Source organism: Micromonospora sp. SCSIO 07396 (assembly GCF_053667945.1).
The window spans coordinates 4,126,009-4,145,978 of the sequence record NZ_CM132210.1 but is presented as its reverse complement, the minus strand read 5'-3'; the positions used below and the strand labels follow the sequence as shown (position 1 = coordinate 4,145,978).

20 protein-coding genes are annotated in these 19,970 nt (G+C 72.2%); 11 read left to right on the top strand and 9 right to left on the bottom strand.

What is annotated here, in order from left to right; translation table 11 throughout:
- The first annotated feature begins 64 nt into the window (after positions 1-64).
- Positions 65-376, top strand: coding sequence for a hypothetical protein (locus ACWCHM_RS17860; protein WP_422752485.1), 312 nt, complete (start codon positions 65-67; stop codon positions 374-376).
- Positions 377-460: 84 nt separating this feature from the next.
- Here ACWCHM_RS17860 and ACWCHM_RS17855 read toward each other — a convergent pair whose 3' ends face one another.
- Together ACWCHM_RS17855 and ACWCHM_RS17850 are read right to left on the bottom strand one after the other, a co-directional pair.
- A complete protein-coding gene (locus ACWCHM_RS17855; protein WP_454219074.1) occupies positions 461-817 on the bottom strand; it encodes a GntR family transcriptional regulator in 357 nt (118 codons plus the stop codon).
- A 171-nt stretch (positions 818-988) separates the two neighbouring features.
- Positions 989-1,216, bottom strand: a complete 228-nt coding sequence (locus ACWCHM_RS17850; protein WP_204927966.1) for a winged helix-turn-helix domain-containing protein — start codon at positions 1,214-1,216, stop codon at positions 989-991.
- Positions 1,217-1,432: 216 nt separating this feature from the next.
- Between ACWCHM_RS17850 and ACWCHM_RS17845 the strand changes: the two genes are divergently transcribed.
- Positions 1,433-1,630 carry a hypothetical protein gene (locus tag ACWCHM_RS17845; protein WP_281899156.1) on the top strand — a complete coding sequence of 66 codons (198 nt, stop codon included), beginning with the start codon at positions 1,433-1,435 and terminating at the stop codon, positions 1,628-1,630.
- A gap of 16 nt (positions 1,631-1,646) precedes the next feature.
- Positions 1,647-2,849, top strand: coding sequence for a helix-turn-helix domain-containing protein (locus tag ACWCHM_RS17840; protein ID WP_454219073.1), 1,203 nt, complete (start codon positions 1,647-1,649; stop codon positions 2,847-2,849).
- Positions 2,850-2,858: 9 nt separating this feature from the next.
- Here the strand turns inward: ACWCHM_RS17840 and ACWCHM_RS17835 are convergent, their stop codons facing one another.
- The 3 genes from ACWCHM_RS17835 to glgA are packed head-to-tail and all read right to left on the bottom strand — an operon-like array spanning position 2,859 to position 4,634.
- The gene (locus tag ACWCHM_RS17835) at positions 2,859-3,116 is read right to left on the bottom strand and encodes a Txe/YoeB family addiction module toxin (protein ID WP_204961208.1); all 258 of its coding nucleotides are present in this window, start codon (positions 3,114-3,116) and stop codon (positions 2,859-2,861) included.
- Entirely contained in the window at positions 3,113-3,388 is a 276-nt protein-coding gene (locus ACWCHM_RS17830; protein ID WP_067303547.1) for a type II toxin-antitoxin system Phd/YefM family antitoxin, read from the bottom strand. The genes ACWCHM_RS17835 and ACWCHM_RS17830 overlap by 4 nt, the downstream gene beginning before the upstream one ends.
- Positions 3,389-3,431: 43 nt before the next feature.
- Entirely contained in the window at positions 3,432-4,634 is a 1,203-nt protein-coding gene (gene glgA / locus ACWCHM_RS17825) for a glycogen synthase (RefSeq protein WP_454219072.1), read from the bottom strand.
- Positions 4,635-4,729: 95 nt separating this feature from the next.
- Between glgA and glgC the strand changes: the two genes are divergently transcribed.
- The 5 genes from glgC to ACWCHM_RS17800 all read left to right on the top strand — a co-directional run bounded on the left by glgC (position 4,730) and on the right by ACWCHM_RS17800 (position 11,817).
- Complete coding sequence (glgC, locus tag ACWCHM_RS17820) at positions 4,730-5,962, top strand: glucose-1-phosphate adenylyltransferase (protein WP_204961210.1); 1,233 nt, start codon at positions 4,730-4,732, stop codon at positions 5,960-5,962.
- Positions 5,963-6,032: 70 nt separating this feature from the next.
- Complete coding sequence (gene pgm / locus ACWCHM_RS17815; RefSeq protein WP_454219071.1) at positions 6,033-7,670, top strand: phosphoglucomutase (alpha-D-glucose-1,6-bisphosphate-dependent); 1,638 nt, start codon at positions 6,033-6,035, stop codon at positions 7,668-7,670.
- 159 nt (positions 7,671-7,829) lie between these two features.
- A complete protein-coding gene (locus tag ACWCHM_RS17810; RefSeq protein WP_454219070.1) occupies positions 7,830-9,197 on the top strand; it encodes a hypothetical protein in 1,368 nt (455 codons plus the stop codon).
- A complete protein-coding gene (locus tag ACWCHM_RS17805; protein WP_454219069.1) occupies positions 9,197-10,516 on the top strand; it encodes a hypothetical protein in 1,320 nt (439 codons plus the stop codon). The genes ACWCHM_RS17810 and ACWCHM_RS17805 overlap by 1 nt, the downstream gene beginning before the upstream one ends.
- Positions 10,513-11,817 carry a hypothetical protein gene (locus tag ACWCHM_RS17800; RefSeq protein WP_454219068.1) on the top strand — a complete coding sequence of 435 codons (1,305 nt, stop codon included), beginning with the start codon at positions 10,513-10,515 and terminating at the stop codon, positions 11,815-11,817. Before ACWCHM_RS17805 ends, ACWCHM_RS17800 begins: the two co-directional genes overlap by 4 nt.
- A gap of 31 nt (positions 11,818-11,848) precedes the next feature.
- Here the strand turns inward: ACWCHM_RS17800 and ACWCHM_RS17795 are convergent, their stop codons facing one another.
- The 3 genes from ACWCHM_RS17795 to gmd are packed head-to-tail and all read right to left on the bottom strand — an operon-like array spanning position 11,849 to position 15,182.
- Positions 11,849-12,973, bottom strand: a complete 1,125-nt coding sequence (locus ACWCHM_RS17795; protein WP_454219067.1) for a DegT/DnrJ/EryC1/StrS family aminotransferase — start codon at positions 12,971-12,973, stop codon at positions 11,849-11,851.
- Positions 12,970-14,172, bottom strand: coding sequence for a glycosyltransferase (locus ACWCHM_RS17790; protein WP_421488906.1), 1,203 nt, complete (start codon positions 14,170-14,172; stop codon positions 12,970-12,972). Before ACWCHM_RS17790 ends, ACWCHM_RS17795 begins: the two co-directional genes overlap by 4 nt.
- Positions 14,169-15,182 (bottom strand): GDP-mannose 4,6-dehydratase, encoded by a 1,014-nt coding sequence (gene gmd / locus ACWCHM_RS17785; protein ID WP_204961217.1) that lies wholly within the window; start codon positions 15,180-15,182, stop codon positions 14,169-14,171. Before gmd ends, ACWCHM_RS17790 begins: the two co-directional genes overlap by 4 nt.
- Positions 15,183-15,363: 181 nt before the next feature.
- On the opposite strand from gmd, the gene ACWCHM_RS17780 reads away from it, so the two are divergent.
- Positions 15,364-16,605 (top strand): glycosyltransferase, encoded by a 1,242-nt coding sequence (locus ACWCHM_RS17780; protein ID WP_454219066.1) that lies wholly within the window; start codon positions 15,364-15,366, stop codon positions 16,603-16,605.
- A gap of 64 nt (positions 16,606-16,669) precedes the next feature.
- Positions 16,670-17,794 (top strand): non-hydrolyzing UDP-N-acetylglucosamine 2-epimerase, encoded by a 1,125-nt coding sequence (wecB, locus tag ACWCHM_RS17775; protein ID WP_204961219.1) that lies wholly within the window; start codon positions 16,670-16,672, stop codon positions 17,792-17,794.
- Here wecB and ACWCHM_RS17770 read toward each other — a convergent pair.
- Entirely contained in the window at positions 17,723-18,454 is a 732-nt protein-coding gene (locus tag ACWCHM_RS17770) for a NeuD/PglB/VioB family sugar acetyltransferase (RefSeq protein WP_204961220.1), read from the bottom strand. The two genes, wecB and ACWCHM_RS17770, sit on opposite strands and share 72 nt — an antisense overlap.
- A 235-nt stretch (positions 18,455-18,689) precedes the next feature.
- Here ACWCHM_RS17770 and ACWCHM_RS17765 point away from each other — a divergent pair, with 235 nt between their 5' ends.
- Entirely contained in the window at positions 18,690-19,898 is a 1,209-nt protein-coding gene (locus ACWCHM_RS17765) for a glycosyltransferase family 4 protein (protein WP_281899131.1), read from the top strand.
- Positions 19,899-19,970 lie beyond the last annotated feature (72 nt).

The window sequence follows — 19,970 nt, the reverse complement described above, 5'->3', positions numbered from 1 at the left end:
CCCGCCGCCGACTCTGACGACGACGCGGCCCCGACCCACCCACCCGAAGACCCGGAGGTACCCCATGAGCACGATCGGCAAGCGCGCGGCAGCCCTGTTGACGGTGACCGCCCTGACCAGCCTCGGCGCGGCCGTGGTGACCGGTGGTGCCGCGCAGGCCGCGTACTACCAGTACAGCAAGTGCTCCACCGCCGTCAGCCTGTCCGTGTTCGTGGACAGCACCTCGTCGACCACGAAGTGGCCGCACTCGGTCGGCTACAACACCCGGATGTTCGCCGCGCAGGAGGCCAACGGCCGCTACCACGTCTCGCTCTGGGACGCCTCGGGTGACACCAACGGCTGGGTCAGCACCGCCTGGGTCCGGCCCTGCTCGTAGTTCCCCGGGTTCGCGCAGGCGTCCGACCTGCCCGTAGCTCTCCGGCGGCTGCCGCGTGGCCGGCCGTGCGGTAGGTCCCCCCCTTCAGGCCCCTGCCCCGCGTCGGAAATCCCCTCCCCGCGTCACCTGTCCGGAGACACGTGTGCCCGGCTGGCATGTCCCTGCCAGCCGGGCACGCCGTATTGGCGAGTGGCTGGCGGAGGATGCTGTCTCCCACTGCCGGGTGGCCCGCCGCATCCGCTGCGCCCGAGCGGAGATGCCGATGATGATCCCGTGGGCCTGTAGCAGCATCACCGCTCGCTGCACGATCGAGACGCTTGCCGAGTAGAGCTGGGCCAACTCGGCGTAGGTGGGCAGCCGGCTCTCCGGTGGGTACTCGCCCTGCTGGATGCGGGCATGCAGGTCGGCGGCGATCTTCCGATAGCCCATCGGGATGGTCATGGACCGGCTCCGTTCGGCAACACTATCGTCGGAGAACCTGTATTCCTGTCAGGCATAAATATGCCTGACAGTCATACGACCTTCTGGAGAGTGGTACCCCCGTCGGGGTTACGCATCGTGCGGGCGGGCAAGCTATTCCGGGCTGTCGGGTGTCCAGCAGCGGTTCCCGCGCTATGCGGGCGGCTTCGGTGCCACGAACGAGCCCTTGCCCTGGTGTACCTCGATCCAGCCCCGCTCATCCAGAATCCAGAGGGCTCGCTTGATCGGGTTGTCGGAAGAGCTGTACTGCTGGGCGAGCTGGGCGATCGTCGGCAGTCTGTCGCCGGGTTTGAGCGTGCCGCTGCGAATCGACGCGATGACGTCGTCAACGACCTGTTCATAGACGGGCTTGCGGGGCATGGGACCACCTCTCGTCAGCCGGTCCAGAATCTCACCAGGCGCGACACGGTGTGGACTCTGTGTTGACTCAGGTGCCTGAGGGTCCTAAGTTGGTCCCTGTCAGGAGGGCTTTCTCGTCAGCATCGGATCGCCTCCCGGTCGGAATCGGCAAATATGCACAACCATCCGGCCGTCGGCCATGACCTGCATCTTTGGCACACTCATGAGGAGGTATGGATGGATGGGCGTCCACATCAGGGGCCGCTGCGAGGGGCGTACCCGGTGCCGGGTGGTCCTGCTCCGCTGCCGGATGGCGACCGGGTGCCCGTGCCGGTCCGGTCGCGCCGCACGCTGCTGCGTCGGCGGCGGTTCGCCTACGGTGTGGCGGTCGCGGTGTGCGTACTCGTGCTGCTCGTGGTGGGGGTTTCGCGGTGAGCGGGACGGGCCGGCGGTGAACGAGCTGCCGGTGGGCCGCCGGGTCGCCCAGTGGCGGGTGCGGCGCAACATGACGCAACAGCAGTTCGCCGACCATCTCGGCAAGTCGAAGAGCTGGGTCGACAAGGTCGAGCGCGGGGTACGCCGGCTGGAGCAGGTGTCCAACCTCCGGATGGTCGCCGAGACGCTCCGGATCGACCTGGAGGTGCTGCTCGCCGGGTCGGCGGGGGAGCCGGCGCGACCGGAGACCGCCACCACCGGGGTCGACGCGGTGCTGGCCGCGCTGGCCCGCTACCACGTCGAGCCGCCAGCCCGGCCGCCCGACATCGCGGAGCTACGCACCCGCCTGGCCCACGCGGAGCAGAGCTACCGGCACGCCCGGTACCCGGAACTGCTCGTCCTGCTGCCCGGCCTGGTCGACGCCGTCCGCGCGGCGCGGGCACTGCGGGCCGGTCGGGCTACCGACGGCCTACTGGCCCAGGGGTACGGCCTGGTCGCGCTGGTGCTGCTCAAGGTCGACCGGCCGGAGGTGGCCTGGTTGGCTGCCGACCGGGCGCTGGCCGCCGCGCAGCTCACGAAGGACCCGTGGGTGGCCGCCGCCGCCACGGTGCCGTTGGCCCAGGCGCTGCGCCACGGCGGCCGGCGGCGGGCCGCGATGGAGGCCGCCGCCGTCGCCGCCCACCGCCTCCTGCCGGGGCGCTCCCCGAGCGCGCCACGGCCGACCTCGTCGACACCCGGTGACGACCAGTCGGCCGACCCGACCCTGCTCGCCACGCTGCTGCTCCAGGCCGGCCTGGCCGCCGCCGGGCGGGGTGACGGCCGGGCCGCCCGGGACCTGCTCGACCGGGCCGGCCGAGCCGCCCGGGATGCCGGGGCCGAGGGTGGCACAGCGGCGGTCGAGGCCGCGCGGGTGGTCGCCGAGGCCGCCCTCGGCGAGATCACGGCGGCGACGGTACGCCACGAGCGGCTGGTGGCCGGCGACGAGTGGCGGTGGCTGCCTCCCGAGCACCGGGCCGCGTACCTGCTCGACGCCGCCCGTGCCTACGTGCTCGACGGCAACCTGCTCCGCGCCGGCCGGGCGGTGCTCGAAGCGGAGCGAACCGCCCGCAGCGAGGTCCACCACCGCCCGGCGGTACGCCCCCTGGTCGCCGTGGTGGCCCGTTCCGCCGCCGCCCCGCCCGCACTGACCCGCCTCGCCGCCACCCTCCACGTCACCTGAGTCTGAGGGCTACCTGTCGCCGTAGTGGTACCGGCAGGCGATGATCTCGACGTCGTCCTTGGTGACCCGGTACACCAGCCGGTGTTCGCGGTCGATCCGGCGGGACCAGAAGCCGGACAGCTCACCCCGCAGGGGCTCCGGCTTGCCGATGCCCTCGTATTCGTTGCGCATGACGTCGGCGATGAGATCGTTGATGCGCTTGACCAGCTTGCGGTCCGTGTGGCTGAGGTACTGGCTCCACGCTGTCGCGGTGAAGACCAGCCTCACGCGACGTCCCGTACGGTCGTCGGGTCGACCAGTTCCCGCTCGGTGGCGTCACCCTCGTCGAGTTCCGCGATCGATCGGCGCAGGGCTGCCGCGTTGCCCGGACTGCGCAGCAGGTACTCGGTCTCCTTCATCGACTCGTACTCCGCCAGCGGCACGATGACCACCGGCTCGTGACCCGACCGGGTCACCACCACCTCCTCCGCGTCGTTGATGACGCTGTCGAGTTCGGCGGCCAGGTTCTGCCGTAGCTGGGTGAAGTTCACGGTCCGCATGACCACCTCCGAGGCAGGTACAGAAAACTGTACCTGACCCTGGTTATTCCAGGAGTGAGCGGTACAGCTCCAGGGTCTGGACGGCGATCGCGTCCCAGGAGAAGTGCTCGACGGCCCGCCGCCGGCCGGCGAGACCCAACTCCTCGGTGCGCTGTGGGTCGGCCAGCAGCTCGTTGATCGTCTTGGCGAGGTCGGCGACGAACCGGTCCGGGTCCAGCGGGTTGCCGCTGCCGTCGCCGGCCTGCTCGATCGGCACCAGCAGCCCGGTCTCGCCGTCGGCGACCACCTCGGGGATGCCGCCGGTGGCGGTCGCCACCACCGCCGTCTCGCAGGCCATCGCCTCCAGGTTGACGATGCCCATCGGCTCGTAGACCGAGGGGCAGACGAAGACGGTGGCGTGGGTGAGCACCTGGATCACCTCGGGCTTGGGCAGCATCTCGGCCACCCAGACCACCCCGGACCGGTTGGCCCGCAGCTCGCCGACCAGCCCCTGGACCTCGGCGGCGATCTCCGGGGTGTCCGGGGCGCCGGCGAGCAGCACGAGCTGGGTGTCGGCGGGCAGCTCCCGGGCCGCCCGCAGCAGGTACGGCAGGCCCTTCTGCCTGGTGATCCGCCCGACGTAGACCACGCTGGGGCGGGCCGGGTCGATGCCGAGCCGGTCCAGCACGTCGGTGCCGTGGTCGGGGGCGTACTGGGCGGTGTCGATGCCGTTGTAGACCACCCGCACCCGGTCGGGGTTCACCGCCGGGTAGGCGGTCAGCACGTCCCGGCGCATCCCCGCGCTGACCGCGACGATCGCGTCGGCGGACTCCATCGCCGTCCGCTCGCACCAGGAGGAGAGCGCGTAACCGCCGCCGAGCTGCTCGGCCTTCCACGGGCGCAGCGGCTCCAGGCTGTGCGCGGTCACCACGTGCGGCACCCCGTACAGCAGCTTGGCGGTGTGCCCGGCCAGGTTGGCGTACCAGGTGTGGCTGTGCACCACGTCGGTGCCGGCGCACCCGGCGGCCATCGCCAGGTCGACGCCCATGGTGCGCAGCGCCGCGTTCGCGCCGCCCAGGTCGGCCGGCTCGGGGTACGCGGTGACGCCCGGCTCGTCGCGCGCCGCGCCGAAACAGTGCACCCGCACGTCGGCGAGCCGGCGCAGCTCCCGGGCCAGGTACTCGACGTGCACCCCGGCCCCGCCGTACACCTCCGGCGGGTACTCCCGGGTCAGCAGGTCCACGCGCAGCGGGGCGGAGTCGGTCATGACCGGCACCCTAGTGCAGAATCCGGCCGGGCACCGGTCACGGAACTGCGCCCGTACGAGTGGTGAAGTCGCAGCGGTATGGATAGCGTCTGGTCATGGCTGCCAAGGTGCTCGCGATCGTCCTGGCCGGCGGAGAAGGCAAGCGCCTCATGCCGCTCACCGCGGACCGGGCCAAGCCGGCCGTCCCGTTCGGCGGGATGTACCGCATGGTCGATTTCGTCCTGTCAAATCTGGCGAACGCCGGCTTTCTCAAGATTGTCGTGTTGACCCAGTACAAGTCCCACTCGTTGGACCGGCACATCACCAAGACCTGGCGGATGTCGACGCTGCTCGGCAACTACGTCACGCCGGTGCCGGCCCAGCAGCGCCGGGGCCCCTGGTGGTTCGCCGGTTCCGCCGACGCGATCTACCAGAGCTTCAACCTGATCAACGACGAGCAGCCGGATTACGTGATCGTCTTCGGTGCCGACCACATCTACCGGATGGACCCCCGGCAGATGGTCGACGACCACATCGCCTCCGGTGCCGCGGTGACCGTCGCCGGCATCCGCCAGCCGCTGTCGACGGCCGACCAGTTCGGCGTGATCGAGGTCGGCCCGGACGGCAAGCGGATCACGTCCTTCCGGGAGAAGCCCACCGACGCCGTCGGCCTGCCCGACGCCCCCGACCAGATCTACGCCTCGATGGGCAACTACGTCTTCTCCACCCGGGCGCTGTGCGAGGTCGTCGAGCGGGACGCCGCCGACAAGACCAGCAAGCACGACATGGGCGGCAGCATCATCCCGATGCTCGTCGAGCGGGGCGAGGCCAACGTCTACGACTTCAAGGACAACGAGGTGCCCGGCAGCACCGACCGGGACCGGGGCTACTGGCGGGACGTGGGGACGCTCGACTCGTTCTACGACGCGCACATGGATCTGATCAACGTGCACCCGGTGTTCAACCTCTACAACTTCGACTGGCCCATCTACACCGACCAGCCGCCGTACCCGCCGGCGAAGTTCGTCCACCAGTGGGGTGAGCGGGTCGGCCGGGCGGTCGGCTCGATGATCTCGCCCGGCGCGGTGATCTCCGGTTCGCTGGTGGAGAACTCGGTGGTCTCGCCCAAGGTCAAGGTGCACTCCTGGGCGCAGGTCGACGGCGCGGTGCTGATGGAGGGCGTCGAGATCGGCCGGCACGCGGTGGTCCGCCGGGCCATCCTCGACAAGAACGTCTTCGTGCCCGAGGGCGCCGAGATCGGCGTCGACCTGGAAAAGGACCGGCAGCGCTACACGGTCTCCGACAACGGCGTCGTCGTCATCGGCAAGGGTCAGCGCGTCGAGCCCTGAGCCGGGTGTGACCCGGCCGCCGCCGGGGAAGACAGCGCTCCCGTCCCGTACCACCGAGGAGGTTTCCGCAGTGGCCCACCCCCGTGCCGGACAGCCCGCCGAGCCCGCCGACCTGGTCGACGTGCCCCGGCTGGTGACCGCCTACTACGCCGAGCACCCGGACCCGGACGACCCGGCGCAGCAGGTCTCCTTCGGCACCTCCGGCCACCGGGGGTCCAGCCTGCGTAACGCCTTCAACTCCGACCACATCCTCGCGGTCACCCAGGCGCTCTGCGACTACCGCCGCCAGCAGGGCCTCACCGGGCCGCTGTTCCTGGCCCGGGACACCCACGCGCTGTCCGCCCCCGCCGAGGCCGACGCGCTGGAGGTGCTCGCCGGCAACGGGGTGACCGTGCTGCGGGACAGCCGCGACGGCTACACCCCCACCCCGGCGCTGTCGCACGCCGTGCTCACCCACAACCGGGGGCGCACCGACGGGCTCGCCGACGGCATCGTGATCACCCCGTCGCACAACCCGCCCGACGACGGCGGCTTCAAGTACAACCCGACCAACGGCGGGCCCGCCGACACCGACGTCACGAAGTGGATCCAGGACCGGGCGAACGCGATCCTGGCCGCCGGGCTCAAGGAGGTCAGGCGGATCCCGTACGCGCGGGCGCGCGCCGCCGACACCACCGGCACGTACGACTTCCTCGCCGGCTACGTCGACGACCTGCCCTCGGTGCTCGACATCGACGCGATCCGCGACGCCGGGGTGCGGATCGGGGCCGACCCGCTCGGCGGGGCCAGCGTCGCCTACTGGGGTGAGATCGCGCAGCGGCACCGCCTCGACCTGACCGTGATCAACCCGTTGGTCGACCCGACCTGGCGGTTCATGACCCTGGACGGGGACGGCAAGATCCGGATGGACTGCTCGTCGCCCAACGCGATGGCGTCGCTGATCGCCGCCCGGGACCGGTTCCAGGTCTCCACCGGCAACGATGCCGACGCCGACCGGCACGGCATCGTCACCCCCGACGGGGGCCTGATGAACCCCAACCACTACCTGGCGGTGGCGATCGGGCACCTGTTCCGTACCCGGTCGCAGTGGGGTCCGGCGGCGGCCGTCGGCAAGACCCTGGTCTCCTCCTCGATGATCGACCGGATCGCCGCCGACCTGGGCCGGCCGCTGCTGGAGGTGCCGGTCGGCTTCAAGTGGTTCGTCCCCGGGCTGCTCGACGGCACGGTCGGCTTCGGCGGCGAGGAGAGCGCGGGGGCGTCCTTCCTGCGCCGTGACGGCAGCACCTGGACCACCGACAAGGACGGCATCCTGCTCTGCCTGCTCGCCGCCGAGATCATCGGCAGCACCGGCCGGACCCCGAGCGAGCACTACGCCGCGCTGACCGACCGCTTCGGCGCGCCCGCGTACGCCCGGATCGACGCCCCGGCCAGCCGGGAGCAGAAGGCGGTGCTGGGTCGGCTCTCCCCGGATCAGGTCACCGCCACCGAGCTGGCCGGTGAGCCGATCACCGCCACGCTGACCAGCGCCCCGGGCAACGGCGCCTCGATCGGCGGGCTGAAGGTGACCACCGAGTCCGGGTGGTTCGCGGCCCGGCCGTCGGGCACCGAGGACGTCTACAAGATCTATGCCGAGTCGTTCCAGGGGCCCGAGCACCTGGCCCGCATCCAGCAGGAGGCGAAGTCCCTGGTCGACGAGGTGCTGGGCTAACAGCCGGACGACGTCGTCGCGCCCCGCCGGTCACCGCACGGTGACCGGCGGGGCGTAGTCGTCTGCGCCCGTTTCCGGGGTTTTCTCCCGGTGAGCGTGTCGCCGCCCCCGCTGCCTCGTTGCGCATGAGGCGACCGAAAACAGTGAGGGGAACATCTGATGGTCTGGTCCAGGGCGGTCACCGACCCTGGACCGCGGATCGACGTCATCGACACCCGGGCGGTCCGCCTGACCCGAGGCGTCCGGTCGAGACGGCAGCGGGAGCTGGTCGGTCGGCTGTTGCGCTGCTATCCGGTCAGCTTCCTGGTGCTCGCCCCGTACGCGTTGCTGATCTTTCCGATGGCAGTGTTCTACGACAACCCGCAGACCGGCTTCATCGTGCTCCTGGTGGGGCTGGCCCTGCTGGGCAGCGTCAGCGTGGAGACGCTGGGTCTGCTCTTCGGGCGTCCCGACCCGCAGTGGCGGCAGGGCATGCGGCAGGCGACCGCCCGGTATCCGTACATCTATCCGGTGGCCCGGCTGGTGACGTTGACCAGCATCGCGGCCGACCTGCTGGGCGCCTACCTCGGGCGGGGGAGCATCGTCGCGCAGATCTCCGGGGAGTTGTCCGATGCGCCGATGGTGGCGCTGACCAAGCTCTTCTCCGGCTGGGGCGCGCTCGGCTTCGCGCTGCTGGTCGCCAGCCACCTGGGCGGCCGACTGACCCGGGGCAAGCTGTACGGCTGGCTCGCCGCGCTCGTCACCACCCAGGCGGTCGTCACCATGCTGACCGCCCTCACCGCCCCCCTGATCGCCTTCCTGTTCTTCGTGGTCGCCGCCGGGGTGGTCTGTGGCGTGTTCCGGCTGCGGTACCTGTTGCTCGGCACGGTGGTGATGGTCCTGCTCTGGCCGTCCATCTTCGACTACCGCAACGAGATCCGACAGGACCAGGGCATCGAGGTGAGCGACGCCGTCACGGCGGCGGACCGGATCCGCCTGGACCGGCAGTTGACCCTCGTCGCGGGCATCGATGTCCCCGTCGACCTCGGCCAGCCCGGCCTCGTCGACCACCTCCGGTACGGGCTGGTGCCCCGGATCGTCGATCCCGACCGGCCGGCGCTGTCCACCGGGCAGCAGATCAACCAGTTCCTCGGCGGCGGCCCGACGTCCGCCTCCAACTTCCTGCTGCTGGGCAACATCTGGTTCTTCGACGGGCCCGTCGGGGTGCTGGGCGTGCACGCCTTCTGGGCGGGCTTCGTGGCGTTGCTGCTGCGGTGGCGGGCCCGGCCCGGGCCGGCCCGGTTGAGCCTGTTCTGCCTCGTCTGCTCGGACGTGCTGCTGTGGTCCGGCACCTACCCCGAGTCGACGATAGCCTTCCTGCAACACGTGGTGTCGGCCATGACGGTCTTCTTCCTCCTGTGGCTGACCCGCAGGATCCCCCTCGGGGCAGGTGGCCGTCCGGCGCTGCTGCCTGCTGGCGGGCGTGTGCGGTCGGGAGCGTTGCGGGGCCCCGGCCGACGTGGCGCTCACCGGGCAAGGGACGCCTGATGATCGGGCCCAGGGCGGCCGGAGAGCAGCTGGCCGTCGACTGTGGACCCGGGCCCGGGGTGAGCGGCGCGTTGCCGGTCGGGCCGGGCCGTGGCGGCTGGTCCCGGCAGCGGGAGCTGGTCGGTGGGCTGTTGCGCTGCTATCCGGTCAGCTTCCTGGTGCTCGCCCCGTACGCGGTGTTCATCCTCCCGATGGCGGTGCTCAACGACAACCCGCAGACCGGCTTCATCGTGCTCCTGGTGGGGCTGGCCCTGCTGGGCAGCGTCAGCGTGGAGACGATGGGTCTGTTCCTCGGGCGTCCCGACCCGCAGTGGCGACGGGGGATGCGCCAGGCGACCGCCCGCTATCCCCGGATCTACCCGGTGGCCCGGCTGGTGACCCTGACCGGGATGGTGTCGAGCATCATCGGGGCGCACCTCGGGCGGGGGACCATCGTCACCCAGGTGTCCGGCGACCTGTCCGACAACCCGCTCGCGATGGTGTGCGCCCTCTTCTCCGGTTGGGGCACCCTGGGCTTCGCCCTGTTGGTGGGCAGCCACCTCAGCGGCCGGCTGTCGCCACAACGGTTGTACTGCTGGGTGGCCGTGCTCGTCGGCGTGGAGGCGTACGTCGCGGTGCTGACGACCCGCTCCGCGCCCCTGGTGGCCCTGGTGTTCTTCGTGGCCGCCGCCGGGGCGGTCTGCGGGGTCTTCCGGCTGCGTCACCTCCTGCTCTGGACGGTGGTGCTCCTGCTCGCCTGGCCCGCCATGTTCGCGCAGCGCAACGCCCTCCGGGAGGAGCAGGGGGTGGTGGTGGACACCCAGGTCACCGCTGCCGACCGGCTCCGGCTGGACAGCCAGCTCACCGCCGTGGCGGCGTTCGCGGTGCCGGTCGAGATCGGCCAGCCCGGTATCGCCGACTACTTCAGGTACGGGCTGGTGCCCCGGGTGCTCGATCCGGACCGGCCGGCGTTGTCCACCGGGCAGCAGATCAACCAGTTCCTCGGCGGGGGACCGACGTCGGCGTACACCTTCCTGCTGTTGGGCAACATCTGGTTCTTCGACGGACCCGCCGGCATGGTGGCCGTGCACGCCTTCTGGGCGGGCTTCGTGGCACTGCTGCTGCGCTGGCGGAGCCGGCCCGGCCCGGCCCGCCTGACGCTGTTCTGCCTGGTCTTCTCCGACGTGCTGCTCTGGTCGGGGACCTACCCCGACTGCACCATCGGGTTCCTGCAACACGTGGTGTCGGCCGCACCGGTCTTCCTGCTGTTGTGGCTGACCCGCAGCGCCCCCGCCGGTCGCGACGACGAGGTGACGCTGCCGGTGGGTGCCGTCCGGTGACCGTTCCGGTCCGCTCCCGGGTCGGCGGTACCGGTGTCCGGGGTGCCCCCCGACGCGGTCGTCGGGCTCTGCTCGCGCTGGTCGTCGGGGGGTTGTCCAGCGGCGGCAACCTGCTGGTGGCGGTCACCGTCACCCGGCTGGAGTCGATCGGCGGGGTGGGCGAGTTCGCGCTGGCCTTCTCGTGTTACGTGCTCGGCTCCGGGCTGGTCCGCAGCATGGTGACCGAGGCGACCCTGGCGGCGGGGACGGGCGTGGCCCCGGCCGCCCGACGGGTCGTCCTGCTCGGGGTGCTCTGCGGCGTTCCGGTCGGTGCGGCCGGCGTGGCGTACGGGTCGCCGTATCTGCTCGTGGTGGGCCTCGCCCTGCCGGGCCTGGTGCTCTACGACCACGCGAAGGCGGTCGCCGTCGGGCTCGGCGTCCCGTCGGGCGCGTTGTGGCAGGAGGCGACCTGGGCGGCTCTCACCGGCTGCGCCGCGCTGGCCGGCCTGCTCGGGCTGGTCGACGCGCCGTGGGTGGTGGCCGGTTGGGCGGCCGGCGGCGGCGTGGTGGGCGTGGTCGTCGCGGTCCGGCGCGGCTACGCCCTGCGGCCCGGCTGGTACGTCGACCGGGCGCAGCGCCGGATCGCGCTGGGATTCGGTACGCAGTTCCTGCTCACCACCGGGTCGGCGCAGCTGTCGCTGAGCGCGGTGGCGGCCTTCGCGGGCACCCCGGTGGTGGGGGCGTTGAGTGCCGGGCGGACCCTGCTGGGGCCGGTGAACCTGCTGCTGTCCACCGCCGCCACGCTGACCCTGCCCTACCTGGCCCGCACCCGTACCGCGTCCCGGTCGGTCCGGTCCCGGGCGGCCGTGCGGGTCGCGCTGCTGGTGGCCGCCGCTGTCCTGCCGATCACGGCGGCGGTCGCCCTGCTGCCCGACCGGCTGGGCAGGATGCTCCTCGGCGGCAACTGGGACCTGGCCCGCAGCCTGCTGGTGCTGCTGGCGCTGGAGAGCCTGTTCGCGGTGCCGGCCGCCGTCGGCTTCGCCGGGCTACGGATCGAGCAGGCGAGCCGCCTGGCGATCCTGCTCGGGGTCCTGCTGGGCGGGCTGCGGGTGCCGGTGGTCGTCGGCGCGGCGGTCCTGGGTGGGGCGACCGGCGCGGCGGGCGCCCTCGCGGTGTTGGCCCTGGTCAGCGCGGTCGCCTGGGCGGGCAGCTACCTGCTGCTGCTGCGGGGGGCCGGCCGCCCGCCCGCCCACCGGTGGGATGCCCGGTCCCACCCGCCGGCACACCGGCGTCGACGCCACCCGGTCCCGCCCATGGGCTGATCGGGGACGGGACCGGGTGGGTCGGCCGGGCTCAGCCGACCGCCGCCAGGGCGGCGCGGACGCGTTCCACCACCGTCTTGACCCCCGGCTCGGTCAGCTCCGGATAGGTGGGCAGGTTGATCCCGCGCCGGCTCAGGTCGACGGTCACCGGGCAGTGCGCCGCCGGATCGTGGTGGGCGGGCAGTTCGGGGATCGGCACGAAGAAGGGCCGGGTCTCCACGCCGAGCCGGTCCAGCGCCAGCGCCAGCGCGTCCCGGGAGGCGGTGTCCCCGGCGGGCCCGACCAGGAAGCAGGCCATCCACGGCGCGCGGCGGACCCCGGGGAGCACCGGCTGGGCCGACAGGGCCGGCTCGTCGGCGAGTTGCGTCTCGTAGCCGGCGACCACCGCGTCCCGCCGGGCGATGATCTCCTCGGCCCGGTCGAGCTGGGCGCAGAGCAGCGCGGCGGCCAGGTTCGTCATCCGGTAGTTGTAGCCCAGCACCGGGAAGTAGTACCGCCGCTGCGGGTCCATCCCCTGGTTGCGCAGCAGCCGCATCCGTTCGGCCAGCGTCGCGTCGGAGGTGGTCACGCAGCCGCCCTCGCCGGCGGTGAGCACCTTGTTGCCGAAGAACGAGAACGTCGTGGCGTCGGCCAGGGAACCGGTCGGCTCCCCGTCGAGCGTGGCCCCGAAGGACTCCGCGGCGTCGGCGACCAGGAGCAGACCGTGCCGCTGGCACAGCGCGCGCAGGGCCGGATAGTCGGCGGGGTGGCCGTACAGGTCGACGGCGACGACCGCCCGGGTGCGTGGCCCGATCGCCGCGCGGACCGCGGCCGGGTCGACGCACCAGCTCTGCGGCAGGACGTCCACACAGACCGCCCGCGCCCCGCAGTACGCGACGGCGTTCGCGGTCGCCACGTAGGTCAGCGCGGGCACGATGACCTCGTCGCCCGGACCGATCCCGGCGGCGGCGAGGACCAGGTGCAGGGCGACCGTGCCGTTGGCGGTGGCGACCGCGGTGCCGGCGGCGCACCGGCGGGCGAAGCGGTCCTCGAAGTCGGTGAGGAAGGGACCCCGGGAGGAGACCCAGCCGCTGCGCAGGGCCTCCACGACGTACCGTTGCTCAAGGTCGGTCAGGCTCGGGCGGGACACCGGATAGCTGTCGTCGGTCAGGCTCACGAGGTTTCCTCCCCGGTCAGTTCGGCGGCGAACGCCGAGCGCGGCATCGGTCCCGGCCGGCCGTCGGCCACCCAGCGCAGCACGTCGAGGTAGTCGCCGCCGGTCGCCGTCCAGGTGCGGGCGGCCAGCCGGCCGTTGGCGTGCCGGGCGGCGGCGGCGTAGTGCGCCCGGTCGGCCAGCAGCCGGTAGACCGCCTCGGCCAGCGAGGCGGGCTCGGTGGCCGAGAAGACGGCCGCCTCGGCGCCGGTGAACTCCAACTGCGCCAGCAGCGGTTCGGCGTCGGCGCAGGCGACGGGCAGGCCCCAGCTGAACGCCTCCAGCATGGCGCCGCTCGCCGCCTCCCACAGCGACGGGATCACCACCGCGTCGGCGCGGGCGTAGAGGGCGTTCAACTCGTCGAGGGTGACGAACCCGGGGAAGGACACCCGGCCGCGCAGGTCGGGCTGCGCGGCGCGGGCGAGCAGCCGGCTGGCGTCCGGCTCGACCAGCGGACCGGGGCAGACCAGCCGGCACTGCGGGAGCAGCGCCATCGCCTCCAGCAGCGTCGCGTGGTTCTTGTGGGTCGCCGTCGAGGACGGGTAGAGCAGCAGGCCCGGTTCGGGGCGCGCGGCGGCGCGGGCGGGCGCGGGTTGGAACGTCGGGGTGGGGATGAGCGCGGTCCGCTCCGCCGCCTCGGGAAACAGCCGTAGCGTCTCCCGGTACGGGTGCGGCCAGGTCACCACGACGGCGTCGGCGCGGGCCACGTTCTCCCGGACCACCGCGGCGAAGCCGGGGGAGTGGAAGGCGGCCAGCAGGTGCCGCAGGTCGTGCACCACGACGACCGACGGGCCGGTGCCGATCGGGGCGCTGTGGAACGGGTAGAGCGTGACGTCCGCGCCGCGCTGCCGGGGCACCGAGCGGTGCCGGACCGCATTGACCGCCCGGCGTACGGCGAGGGAGTCGCGGACCCGGGTCGGTGTCCAGCGGCGTAGGAGCTGCCCGGGGGCGGTGTCCGAGCGCAGCGGCTGGGTGACCTCGGCCCAGCCGATCCGTTCGGCGGGCACCTGGTCGCGCCACCGCTCCAGGGTGCCCCGCAGCACGTTCACCCGCAGCTCGCAGGAGGTGTCGGCGACCATGCCGGTGAGCAGGCCGTAGGTGAACGCCTCGACCCCGGCGGCGTGGCCGGGCCGGATCGGGGTGGCCTCGACGGTGATCCTCATCGGTCCACCCGCACCAGGCGTCCCATCCGCTCGTCCTCCAGCAGTTGCCGGTCGGCGTCCACCATGATCCTTACCAGGTCGCCGAAGAGGGTCTTGGGCGCCCAGCCCAGCCGCCGCCGGGCCTTGGTGTAGTCGCCGATGAGCGCGTCGACCTCGGCCGGCCGGAAGTAGCGGGGGTCGATCTCGACGTACCGTTGCCAGTCGAGCCCGACCCGGTCGAAGGCGGCCTCGACGAACTCGCGCACCGAGTGCCCCTCGCCGGTGGCCACCACGTAGTCGTCCGGGGTGTCCTGTTGCAGGGCCAGCCACATCGCCTCGACGTACTCGGGGGCGTAGCCCCAGTCCCGGACGGCGTCGAGGTTGCCCAGGTAGAGCCTGTCCTGGATGCCGGCCTCGATCCGGGCGACCGCGCGGGTGATCTTGCGGGTGACGAAGTTCTCCCCCCGTCGGGGGCTCTCGTGGTTGAACAGGATGCCGTTGACGCAGAACATGTCCCACGACTCGCGGTAGTTGACCGCCGTCCAGTAGGCGTAGACCTTGGCGCACGCGTACGGGCTGCGGGGGTGGAACGGGGTCTCCTCGCGCTGGGGCGGCGGGGCGGAACCGAACATCTCCGACGAGGACGCCTGATAGAAGCGGCAGTCGACGTCGGCCGCGCGGGCCGCCTCCAGCATCCGCAGGGCACCGAGCCCGGTGACGTCGGCGGTGTAGCCGGGAATGTCGAACGAGACCCGGACGTGGCTCTGCGCGCCGAGGTTGTAGATCTCGTCCGGCCGGATGTCGCGGATCAGCGCGGTCAACGACGCCGGATCGGACAGGTCGCTGTAGTGCAGGAACAGGCGGGCCTCCCCGTCGCGGGGATGGACGTCCACCTGGTCGATCCGTTCGGTGTTGAACGAGGACGACCTTCGCTTTATCCCGTGCACCGTGTAGCCCTTGTCGAGAAGGAACTCGGACAGATAACTGCCGTCCTGACCGGTGGTGCCGGATATGAGTGCCACTCGCGACATGGGGGTCCTCTCGTGCCGGGTCAGATATTTCTTCGCCGCCTTCCTTATACCGGCTCAAGTCCTGCTGGCTGTGGGTTTCCGGCTAGTGTTCGACGGATTGGCGATAATTGCGTAACGCAGTCACGAAATGGGTCTCCGCTCGTTGAACCGATCAGTTTCGTGTCTTCAGCGAGGAGCGAGGATGGCCGGCGACACCAGCCCCGCGACGGAAGTCGACGAACGGTTGGCCGAGGCCGGGGGAAAGAGTTTCCGGGTCCTCGTCACGGCCGGCTACTTCAGCCCCGGCTGGCGTGCCGGAGGGCCCGTCCGCTCCATTTCCGACGTCCTCGACACGGCCAGCGCCGGGGTCTCCACCATCCTGCTGACCCGCGACCGTGACCTCGGCAGCCCCGCCGCCTATCCCGGCCTGTCCGGCACCTGGGTACGCCGGGGCCGCACCGACATCTTCTACCTCGGCGTACGGCACCCGGCGCACTGGCGGACGCTCTGGCGCTCGCTGCGCTCGGCGCGGTTCGACCTGCTCTACGTCAACAGCGTCTGGTCGGTCTTCTCGATCCTGCCCATCGTCGCGGCCCGGCTCGGCCTGCTGCGGGCGGAGCGCATCCTGGTCGCCCCCCGGGGCGAGTTCGGCGCGGCCGCCCTCGGCCTGCACCGGCTGCGCAAGCGGGTGTTCCTGGCCGGCTGGCGGTGGATGCTGCGGGGACGCCGGGTGCTGTGGCACGCCACCGGGCCGCAGGAGGTCGCCGACATCCGCCGGGTGCTGCCCCGGGCCCGCATCGGGGTGGTGGCGATCGCCCCCGGCCCCGAGCCGCACCCCGCCCCGGTCGCGCTGCCGGCCACCGACCACACCCGGCTGGTCTTCATCAGCCGGATCTCCCCGATCAAGAACCTCGACCTGGTGCTCGCCGCGCTCGCCCACGTCCGGGTCCCGGTGCGGCTGGACATCTACGGCCCGGTCGAGGACCCGAGATACTGGCAACGGTGCCGGGAACTGCGGGCGGCCCTGCCGGACCCGTCGGTGGTCAACTACCTGGGTGAGCTGCCCCCCGGGCAGGTGGGTGCGACGTTCGCCAGGTACGACGCCTCGGTCCTGCCGACCCGGGGCGAGAACTTCGGCAACGCCATCGCGGAGAGCCTCGCGGCGTACTGCCCGGTGGTCTGTTCGGACCGGACACCGTGGACGCCCGTGCTGCGCGACGGCGGAGGGCAGGTGCTCACCGAGCTGACCCCGGCGGCGCTCGGCGCGCTGCTCACCCGGATCGCCACCGCCCCGCCCGAGCAGCGGCAGGCGGCCCGGCTCAGCGCGGGGGAGGCCTACCGCAGGTGGCGGCGCAGCCGACCCCGGATCAGCGTGCTCGACCAGGCGTGGCAGGCGATCGACGAACCGTCGCACCGGGTGCCCCCGCAGGGCCGCTCGTCGTGACCACCGCCGACCCGTACGGCCGACGGTTCCCGCAACCACCCAGACCAACCACGAGGAGACGTCCGTGACCCGGGTGATGACAGTCGTCGGGACCAGGCCGGAGATCATCCGCCTGGCCCGGGTGATCGACACGCTGGACCGGACCGTGCAGCACACGTTGGTGCACACGGGACAGAACTGGGACCCGGCGCTGTCCGACATCTTCTTCACCGAGCTGGGCGTACGCCCGCCCGACCGGTTCCTGCGGGCCGACACCCGGTCGCTGGGCAGCCTGCTCGGCGCGGTGCTGGTCGGCACCGAGAAGGCCATCGCCGAGCTGCGGCCGGACGCGCTGCTGGTGCTCGGCGACACCAACAGCGCCATCGCGGCGCTGATGGCGCGGCGGATGAAGGTGCCGGTCTACCACATGGAGGCGGGCAACCGGTGCTTCGACCTCAACGTGCCGGAGGAGACCAACCGCCGGCTGGTCGACCACGTCGCCGACTTCAACCTGGTCTACTCCGAGCACGCCCGGCGCAACCTGCTCGCCGAAGGGCTGCACCCCCGCCGCATCCTGCACACCGGCTCACCGATGCGCGAGGTGCTCGACCACTACCGGCCGCAGATCGAACGGTCCACCATCCTGGCGCAGCTCGCCCTCGAACCGGACGGCTACTTCGTCGTCAGCGCCCACCGGGAGGAGAACGTCGACCACCCGGACCGGCTCCGTCGGCTGCTGGACTGCCTGTGCGCGGTACGCGACGAGTGGCGGCTGCCGCTGCTGGTCTCCACCCACCCGCGTACCCGCAAGCGGCTGGAGGTGCTCGCCGTCGACGGCACCCTGCTGGACGGCATCACCTTCCACGAGCCGTTCGGCTTCTTCGACTACGTGACCCTGCAACGGCACGCCCGGTGCACGCTGTCCGACAGCGGCACGGTCAGCGAGGAGGCGGCGATCCTCGGCTTCCCGGCGGTGACCCTGCGCGAGTCCATCGAACGCCCCGAGGCGCTGGATACCGGGGCGATCGTGATGACCGGCCTCGACCCGGAGGGTGTGGTGGAGGCGGTGCGGGTCGTGGTGGACCAGGTGGCGGCCGGTCCGGTCGACTGCCCGGCGGACTACCGGGTCCCGGACACCTCACGCCGGGTGGTCGACTTCATCCTGTCGACCGTGCGCCGACACCACGACTGGGCGGGCATCCGCCGCTGACCCCGGCGTCACCGGCCGGGCGGGTACCCCGGTGACCACCGTGTCCGCCGGGACGTCCCGGGTCACGCACGCGCCCGCGCCCACCACGGCGTCCCGCCCGACCCGCAGCCCCGGCAGGACGGCGGCCGTGGTGCCCACCATGACGCCGTCGTCCAGCCGGCAGTAGCCGGAGACCGCGGCGAGCGGATTGACCGAGACGTGGTCGCCGAGCACGCTGTCGTGCCCCACGGTGCAGTTCTGGTTGAGGTGCACCTGGCGGCCCAGCACCACGTTCGTCGTCACCCGGGCCCCGCCGGCCGCGAACAGCCCCTCCCCGACGACGCAGTCCGGGCCGATCTCCGCCGCCGGGTGCACCACCGTGGCGGCGGGCAGGCCGTACCGTTGGAGAGCCAGATCGGTCTCGCGGCGCAGCCGGGGATGCCCGACGCCCAGCGCCACCGTCAGGCCCGCCTGGCCACCGGCGAGCCAGCGGGTGGGGCCGAGGAAGGGGACGCCGAGCCGCCGCACCCGGGCCACGTTCTCCTCGGTCGGGTAGTCGTCGACGAAGCCCAGGACCCGCCACGGGGCCGCACCTGCCGCGTAAGCATTGAGCAGCCGAATTACCCCGAACATCTCCCTGCCCATGCCGCCCGCGCCTACGATCACTACGTCGGTGGTCAACCGTTGCCCCCTCGGCCACGGAGAACACCGGTCGCGTTCCGCCAGCCGGCCCCGCGCGGCACCGCCGGTGCCCGTCCGACGTGCGCGGCGGCACGGGTCGAGTCCATGGCCCGCGAGCGCACCCTTCCCCTCGACGGCGACCTCCGGCACGGGCCGGGCCCTCCGGCCACCGCCCGTGCGGTGCAGACATCCCTACGGGACGCCGCCTTCCGGGCGGCACGGTGAAGGTGGGCCGATGGTGAACAAGTTGACAAGGCTGCCCTCCCTGGACGTCGCCGACGCGCCACGACGGTCCGTGGGCACCTACCGGGTGGTCGCGACCGCGGGGGTGTTCGAGCCGGGTTTCCGGGGCGGCGGCCCGATCCGCTCGCTGCGGTTCATCCTGGACACCCTGCCGGGGGACCTCGACGTCACCCTGATCACCCGGGACCGGGACCTCGGCTCGTCAGCACCGTACCCCGGTCTGTCCGGAAGGCTGCTGCGACGCGACGGGCGGTCCGCCGTCTTCTACCTCAATCCGTGGGCCCCCCGGCACTGGGCCCGGCTGGTCCGCCACGTCCGGGCCCGTCCGGTCGACCTGCTCTACGTCAACAGCATCTGGTCGTTGTTCTCGGTGCTGGCGATCCTGGCGGTGGCGCTGCGCCTGGCCCGGGTCGGGGCCATCCTGGTCGCCCCGCGCGGCGAGCTGTCGCCCGGCGCCCTGGCGATCAGGGCCACCAAGAAGCGTGTCTTCCTGGCGTTGTGGGCACCGCTGCTGCGCCGGCTGCGGGTGCGCTGGCAGGCGTGCAGCGGGCTGGAGGAGCGGCAGATCCGGGCCAACCTGCCGTGGGCGCAGGTGATGGTGAACGGCAACGAGAGCCCGATCCCGGCGGACCCGCCCCCACCTGTCGTCGCGCACGACGGTCCGCTGCGGCTGGTCTTCGTCGGCCGGATCTCGCCGATGAAGAACCTGCGTACCGCCCTGGAGGCGGTGGCCGGCACCACCCGGCCGGTGGAGTTCGACATCTTCGGCCCGGCGGAGGACCCGCACTACTGGTCGCGCTGCCAACGGGTCATCGCGACCATGCCGGGGCACGTCCGGGTCCGCTACCTCGGCGAACTCGCGGCGGCGGACGTCATGCCGACGTTCAGCCGCTACGACGCGTTCCTCTTCCCCACCCTCGGTGAGAACTTCGGCCACGTCATCCTGGAGAGCCTGGCGTCGGGTTGCCCGGTCGTCTGCTCGGACAACACGCCGTTCAGCGACCTGATCGCCGACACCGGCGGGATGGTGGTCCGCCCGGCGACGGCGGCCGACCTCAGCCGGGTGCTCGACCTGCTCGCCGACCGGACACCCGCCGAACGCGCCGAGGCCAAGGCCACCGCCGGGCGGCGCTACCGGCACTGGCGGCAGCGGCACCGGGAACTGCACGTGCTGGCCCACGCCCGCCAGTTCTGCGGCTGACCGTCGAGGACGGCGGTCAGCCGTCACCGGGGTCGGACCCCGGTCGTTGTCCCAGTGAGCGGACCCGCCCGT

Excerpts from the sequence above, each read along its gene's own strand:
- ACWCHM_RS17860 (WP_422752485.1), top strand. The coding sequence starts at position 65 with ATGAGCACGATCGGCAAGCGCGCGGCAGCCCTGTTGACGGTGACCGCC.
- ACWCHM_RS17855 (WP_454219074.1), bottom strand. The coding sequence starts at position 817 with ATGACCATCCCGATGGGCTATCGGAAGATCGCCGCCGACCTGCATGCC.
- ACWCHM_RS17850 (WP_204927966.1), bottom strand. The coding sequence starts at position 1,216 with ATGCCCCGCAAGCCCGTCTATGAACAGGTCGTTGACGACGTCATCGCG.
- ACWCHM_RS17845 (WP_281899156.1), top strand. The coding sequence starts at position 1,433 with ATGGATGGGCGTCCACATCAGGGGCCGCTGCGAGGGGCGTACCCGGTG.
- ACWCHM_RS17830 (WP_067303547.1), bottom strand. The coding sequence starts at position 3,388 with ATGCGGACCGTGAACTTCACCCAGCTACGGCAGAACCTGGCCGCCGAA.
- glgA (WP_454219072.1), bottom strand. The coding sequence starts at position 4,634 with ATGACCGACTCCGCCCCGCTGCGCGTGGACCTGCTGACCCGGGAGTAC.
- glgC (WP_204961210.1), top strand. The coding sequence starts at position 4,730 with ATGGCTGCCAAGGTGCTCGCGATCGTCCTGGCCGGCGGAGAAGGCAAG.
- ACWCHM_RS17810 (WP_454219070.1), top strand. The coding sequence starts at position 7,830 with ATGGTCTGGTCCAGGGCGGTCACCGACCCTGGACCGCGGATCGACGTC.
- ACWCHM_RS17805 (WP_454219069.1), top strand. The coding sequence starts at position 9,197 with ATGATCGGGCCCAGGGCGGCCGGAGAGCAGCTGGCCGTCGACTGTGGA.
- ACWCHM_RS17790 (WP_421488906.1), bottom strand. The coding sequence starts at position 14,172 with ATGAGGATCACCGTCGAGGCCACCCCGATCCGGCCCGGCCACGCCGCC.
- gmd (WP_204961217.1), bottom strand. The coding sequence starts at position 15,182 with ATGTCGCGAGTGGCACTCATATCCGGCACCACCGGTCAGGACGGCAGT.
- ACWCHM_RS17780 (WP_454219066.1), top strand. The coding sequence starts at position 15,364 with ATGGCCGGCGACACCAGCCCCGCGACGGAAGTCGACGAACGGTTGGCC.
- ACWCHM_RS17765 (WP_281899131.1), top strand. The coding sequence starts at position 18,690 with ATGGTGAACAAGTTGACAAGGCTGCCCTCCCTGGACGTCGCCGACGCG.